Below are 6,518 nucleotides of genomic sequence, written 5' to 3' on the forward strand. Positions count from 1 at the left end.
GTCGAGGCCCACGATGTCCCTGTCTCATCTCCCCGTTTCGTTTCGAATGGCCTACGCCGGGCGCGCCTTGCTGGTGGTGTCGGCGTTGATCTTGGCGGCTTGTGGTGACGGTGGTGGTGGGGCCGCCGGTGGTGCTGCGGGTGCTGCATCGGCCGGGGCCAGTGGGGCTGCTGCCGGTATGGGTGCGGGGGCTTCGGCACCGGCCATGCCACCGCCGCCCGCTGTGGGCGTGATCACGGTGCAGCCGACCTCGGTGGCCTTGGCGACCGATCTGCCGGGTCGCTTGGAGGCTTGGCGCACGGCGCAGGTGCGGGCTCGGGTGCCGGGCATCGTGCATAAGCGCTTGTTCAATGAGGGTGGGTTGGTCAAGGCCGGGCAGTCGCTGTTCCAGTTGGATGCTTCGCTCTATCGCGCCACGCTTGACAGCGCGCAGGCCGCGCAGGCCAAGGCCGAAGCGAATCTGGCGCAGGCCCGCGCCACCTTTGAGCGCAACGAGCCGCTGGTGGCGGCCAAGGCCATCAGCCAGACCGAATGGGTGGGCACGCAAACCGCGTTGAAGCTGGCCGAGGCCGACGTGGCCACCGCCAAGGCGAGCGTGCAAACCGCCAAGCTCAATCTTGAATACGCCGCCGTGCAAGCGCCCATCAACGGCCGCATCGGCCGCTCGCTGGTCACCGAAGGGGCGCTGGTGGGGCAGGGCGAGGCCACGCTGCTGGCCACGATCCAGCAGACCGACCTGATGTACGTCAACTTCACCCAGCCCGCCTCTGAAGTGCTGCGCCTGCGCCGCGCTTTCGAGTCCGGTCAGCTCAAGCGCGTGGGCGCTGCGGGCGGCGGCGGGGCCGAACTGAAGGTGGTGCTGGACGATGGCAGCGAATATGCGCGCCCCGGCAAGCTGCTGTTTTCTGATCTGACGGTCGATGCCACCTCGGGCCAAGTGACCCTGCGCGCTGAAGTGCCCAACCCCGATGGCGTGCTGCTGCCGGGTCTGTTCGTCAAGGTGCGGCTGGCGCTGGCGCGCACCGATGCCGGCATCTTGGTGCCGCAACAAGCGGTGACCCGCGCCGCCACGGGCGACACGGTGCTGGTGGTGGGCGAGGGCAACATGCCCATGCCGCGTCCGGTCAAGATCGGCTCTGCCCAAGGCTCGCAGTGGGTGGTGCTGGACGGCTTGAAGCCGGGTGAGCAAGTCATCGTGGACGGTTTCCAGAAGATGCGGCCCAAGTCGCCGGTGCGCCCGGTGCCGTGGACCCCGGGCGGCGCGGCACCGTCCGCCCCTGCTGCGTCGGTTGCACCGGCCTCGGCCCCCTCAGCCTCTGCGGCTGCCAGCCGCTGACCCGGAGGCCTGAGCCATGTCCTCACGTTTTTTCATCGACCGGCCGATTTTTGCCTGGGTGATTGCGCTGTTCATCCTTGTCTTGGGCGCCGCTGCGATCACCAAGTTGCCGGTGGCGCAGTACCCGACGGTGGCCCCGCCTTCGATCGTCATCAGCATGAACTACCCCGGCGCTTCGGCGCAGGTGCTGGAAGACACGGTGCTCGCCGTCATTGAGCAAGAGTTGAACGGTGCGCCCAACCTGATCTACATGGAGTCGAGCACCGACGCCAACGGCTCGGGCACGCTGAATGCGACTTTCCAGCCCGGCACCGACGTGGCGATTGCCCAGATCGAGGTGCAAAACCGCCTGAGCCGTGCCACGCCGCGCTTGCCCGCAGTGGTCACGCAGCTGGGCGTGCGGGTGGACAAAGCCCGCTCCAACTTCTTGATGATCGCCATGATCACCTCGCGCAACCCGGCCTTTGACCCGATTGCTTTGGGTGACTACGCCGCGCGCAACGTCCAGCCTGAAATCCTGCGCATCGACGGTGTCGGTCAAGCCACGCTGTTTGGCACTGAGCGTGCGCTGCGCATCTGGGTCGATCCGGCCCGGTTGGTGGGTTATGGCCTGTCGATGAACGACGTGGTGGCGGCGATCCGGGCGCAAAACCTGCAAGTCTCGGCCGGCACGGTGGGCGGCACGCCCAGCCCGCGTGAACAGAGCATGTTTGCCACCGTCAACGTGGCCGGTCAGTTCAGCACCCCGGCTGAGTTCGGTCAGATCCAGCTGCGCACCAACCCCGACGGCTCCGCTGTGCGGGTGCGTGACGTGGCGCGGGTCGAGATGGGCGGCGCGGCGTATGCCACGTCATCACGCCTGAACGGTGTGACCGCCACCGGCATCGGTATCCAGCTCTCGCCCACCGGCAACGCGCTGGCCACGGCCAACGCGATCAAGGCCCGGCTGGCTGAGTTGCAGAAGTACTTTCCCGAAGGCGTGAGCTTCGAAGTGCCCTATGACGCTTCCAAGTTCGTCAGCATCTCGATCGAGAAGGTCATCCACACCCTGCTCGAAGCCATCGCGCTGGTCTTTGTGGTGATGTTCTTGTTCCTGCAAAACCTGCGCTACACGCTGATCCCGACCATCGTGGTGCCGGTGGCCCTGATGGGTACCTTTGCGGTGATGCTGACGGCCGGCTTTTCGATCAACGTGCTCACGCTCTTTGGCATGGTGCTGGCGATCGGTATCTTGGTGGACGACGCCATCGTGGTGGTGGAAAACGTCGAACGCATCATGGCCGAGGAAGGGCTCTCGCCGCGTGACGCCACCGTCAAGGCGATGGGCCAGATCACCGGCGCCATCATCGGTATCACCGTGGTGCTGGTGTCGGTGTTCGTGCCGATGGCGTTTTTCAGCGGCTCGGTGGGCAACATCTACCGCCAGTTCTCGCTCTCGATGGTGTCGTCGATGCTGTTCTCAGCGCTGATGGCCTTGTCGCTCACGCCGGCGCTTTGTGCCACGCTGCTTAAACCCGTCGATCCGGGCCATCACGCGAAGAAGGGCTTTTTTGGCGCCTTCAACCGCGCCTTCAAGCGCACCACCCACGGCTACGAAGGCTTGGTGGCGCGCATCATTCGCAAGGCGGGACGCTATCTGGTGATCTACGCCGCGGTCTTGGGCGCCGTGGCCTTCCTCTACAACCGCCTGCCGACCTCCTTCTTGCCCAACGAAGACCAAGGCTATTTGCTGGTCAACGTGCAGCTGCCGCCGGGCGCGTCGGTCAACCGTACCGAAAAGGTCATGCAGCAAGTCGAGGGCTACTTCATGAAGCAGCCCGAGGTCGAAAAGATCATCGGCGTGATGGGCTTCAGCTTTGCCGGTGCGGGCCAAAACGCCGGCTTGGCCTTCGTGCCGTTGAAGGACTGGAGCTTGCGTCCGGGTGCGGATCACACCGCGCAGGCCGTGGCTGGCCGGGCCTTTGGCGCCATGATGCAAGTGCGCGATGGCTTCATCTTCCCGCTCTCGCCGCCGCCGATTCCTGAACTGGGCACCGCCACCGGCTTCACCTTCCGTCTCCAAGACCGCGCCGGTTTGGGCCATGACGCTTTGCTGGCGGCGCGCAATCAGTTGCTCGGCATGGCCAGCCAAAGCAAGGTGCTGGCGGGGGTGCGACCGGACGGTCTGGAAGACGCGCCGCAGCTCAAGCTCGACATCGACCGCGAACGCGCCGCCGCTTTGGGGGTGTCGTTTGACGCCATCGCCGGCACGCTGGCCACGGCGTTTGGTTCGACCTACGTCAACGACTTCCCCAACGCCGGGCGCATGCAGCGCGTGGTGGTGCAAGCCGATGAGGCACTGCGTAGCCAGCCCGAGGATCTGCTCAAGCTGCACGTGCCCAACAACCGGGGCCAGCAAGTGCCGATCTCGGCCTTTGCCAGCACGCGCTGGATCAAGGGCCCGGTGCAGACGGTGCGCTACAACGGCTACTCGGCCATGAAGATCGCTGGCGACGCCGCCAAGGGCTTCAGCACGGGGGATGCGATGGCGGAAATGGAACGCTTGGCCGCGCAGTTGCCGCAAGGCTTTGGCTATGAGTGGACCGGCCAATCGCGCGAAGAAAAGCTCTCGGGCGCGCAAGCGATGGTCTTGCTGGCGTTCTCGATGCTGGCGGTGTTTCTGTGTCTGTCAGCGCTTTATGAGAGCTGGAGCATCCCGGTGGCGGTGTTGCTGGTGGTGCCGCTGGGCATCCTGGGCTCACTCACGGGGGTTTGGCTGCGCGACATGCCCAACGACGTTTACTTCAAGGTCGGGCTGATCACCATCATTGGTCTGTCGGCCAAGAACGCCATCCTGATCATCGAGTTCGCCAAGGACTTGCAGGCCGAGGGCAAGAGCTTGCTCGAAGCCACGCTCGAAGCCTGCCACCTGCGCTTTCGGCCGATCATCATGACCAGCTTCGCCTTCATCTTGGGCGTGCTGCCGCTGGCGATCGCCACCGGCGCGGGCTCGGCGAGTCAGCGGGCCATCGGCACGGGCGTGATGGGCGGCATGATCACCGCCACGGTGCTGGCGGTGTTTTTGGTGCCGGTGTTCTTTGTCGTCATTCGGCGCTTGTTTCCGAGCAAGCACGTCGCACCGCACGCCACGGCGCTGTCCTCACCCGCGACCGATGCGGTGGCGGTGATGTTGAAGCCGGCCCAGCAAGAAGGGGAACACTGATGAAAAAAGCCCTTGGCTCATCTTGGATCGCGGCCCTGACCGCCGTGACCTTGGCCGGTTTGGCGGGTTGTACCCATCTGGCCCCGAGCTACGAACGCCCGGCTGTGCCCTCCACGGTGGTGATGTCGGCTGAGCCTGCCGCTTCATCGGCTTCGGCCAACACAACGTCGGCCCCGCTGGCTTGGGACGCTTTGATCCGTTCACCGCAGTTGCGACCCTTGGTGCAGCAGGCGCTGGCGAACAACCGCGATGTGCGTGTGGCGCTGCTGAGCGTCGAGCGCGCCCGTGCTCAGTTGGGCGTCGTGCAGGCGGATCGTTATCCGACCTTGGGCGCGGGGCTCTCGGCCACGCGCAGCCCGAGTCTGGTGACGGGCAAGGAAGTCACCTTGATCAACGCCGGGGTGCAGTTCAACGCTTGGGAGCTGGACTTCTTCGGCCGCATCGCCAACTTGAGCGAAGCCGCCAAAGCCCAGTTGCTCGCCACCGAAGCCGGTCGGCGCAGTGCTGAGCTGACGCTGGTGGCTGCGGTGGTGACGAGCTACCTGAACTTGGCCGCCAACATCGAGCAGCTCGCCATGGCCGAGCGTGCTTTGAGCAGCCGCAGCGACACGCTCAAGCTCACGCAGCTCAAGGCCGATGTGGGCGCAGCAACCCAGCTTGAGCTGGTCTCGGCCCAAAGCTTGGTGGCCCAAGCCCAAAGTGCGGTCGCGCAACTCAGCCGGGCGCGTGCCCAAGAGCTGAACAACCTCAGCGTGCTGGTGGGCGGCCCGGTGCCGACCGATGCCTTGCCGCCGGTGCCGAGCCCCGAGCGCATGGATGCGGCAGCAGATGCTGCTAACGCCACGACCGACGCCACTGATGTGGGCGGCTTGGCCGAAGTGCCCGGTGGACTGTCGTCCGAGGCCTTGCTGGCCCGCCCCGACGTGGTCCAAGCCGAGCAGGCCCTGATCGCGGCCCACGCCAACATCGGTGCCGCCCGAGCGGCGTTTTTCCCGCGCATCACCTTGACCGCCAGCGCCGGTCAGGTCGCCAACGTCTTCAGCGATCTGCTCCAGCCGGGTCATTTCGCGTGGACGCTCAGCTCGCAGGCCTTGATGACGATCTTCGATGCCGGTCGCAACCAGTCCAACCTAGAGATCGCCAAGATCAACCGCGAGATCGCGGTGGCGCAGTACGAAAAGGCGGTGCAAAACGCCTTCCGTGACACAGCCGACGCCTTGGCCGCCCAAGCCAGTTGGCGCGATCAGCGCAGCGCTCAAGAGCTGCAACTGCGCGCCACCCGCGAGATCGCCCGCCTGACCGACCTGCGCGCCAGCCGGGGCGCCGCCAGCGAGCTCGAACGCCAGGACGCCCAGCGCAACCTCCTCGCCGCCGAACAAGCCCTCGTCCAAACCCGTTTGGCCGAACAGCTCAACCGCCTGACGCTGTGGAAGGCGATGGGTGGGGGGTAGTGGCAGGGATAGCGTGGGGGATAAAGCGGACAATGCGCCCCACGTTTCAAAAACTTCAAGAGATAGCGCATGAGCTTAAAAAACACCGGCCTCGTCAAAAACCTCGCCAAAAAACTTGAGGGCAAGATGAAGGCCACGGGCGTGCCCCACCGCTTCGCCCAAGGCTCAGCCCAAGCAGCAGCCCCATCGGCCGACAAACGTGAGCCGCGCCCCGCCGCGCCCAAGCTCATCCCCGTGGCCTGCCGCCTGCCCGCCGACCTCCTCAGCCGCGTCCGCGACCGCGCCGTCACCCAAGACGGTGGCCTCAACGCCGTGATGGCGCAGGCGCTGGAGCAGTGGTTGGCCAAAGAGGTTTGATCGCCGCTTTGAGCGGTGACATGAAGGCCCCTCGCCCCTTGGGGGAGCTATCCATTACCCACAAGTTGATTGAACTCTGTGGCGAAGTGTCTAAGCTGAACAGAGGGCAGCAGGAGTGTGGTGATGACGTGGGCAGCAGAGGAATTGCGAACGGTGGATCTGGGGGATGCGA

4 protein-coding genes are annotated in these 6,518 nt (G+C 65.4%); all 4 read left to right on the forward strand.

Annotated elements, in window-relative coordinates; genetic code table 11:
- The first annotated feature begins 13 nt into the window (after positions 1-13).
- On the forward strand, positions 14-1,336 hold the full coding sequence (locus AB3X39_RS09170; RefSeq protein WP_369417066.1) for an efflux RND transporter periplasmic adaptor subunit: 1,323 nt from the start codon (positions 14-16) through the stop codon (positions 1,334-1,336).
- 16 nt (positions 1,337-1,352) lie between these two features.
- On the forward strand, positions 1,353-4,538 hold the full coding sequence (locus tag AB3X39_RS09175) for an efflux RND transporter permease subunit (protein WP_369417067.1): 3,186 nt from the start codon (positions 1,353-1,355) through the stop codon (positions 4,536-4,538).
- A complete protein-coding gene (locus tag AB3X39_RS09180; RefSeq protein WP_369417068.1) occupies positions 4,538-5,989 on the forward strand; it encodes an efflux transporter outer membrane subunit in 1,452 nt (483 codons plus the stop codon). The genes AB3X39_RS09175 and AB3X39_RS09180 overlap by 1 nt, the downstream gene beginning before the upstream one ends.
- Positions 5,990-6,058: 69 nt before the next feature.
- Complete coding sequence (locus AB3X39_RS09185; protein ID WP_369417069.1) at positions 6,059-6,346, forward strand: hypothetical protein; 288 nt, start codon at positions 6,059-6,061, stop codon at positions 6,344-6,346.
- Positions 6,347-6,518: the final 172 nt, after the last annotated feature.

Source organism: Leptothrix ochracea, assembly GCF_041083635.1.
In the GTDB taxonomy this organism is placed as follows: Bacteria; Pseudomonadota; Gammaproteobacteria; order Burkholderiales; family Burkholderiaceae_C; genus Sphaerotilus; species Sphaerotilus ochraceus.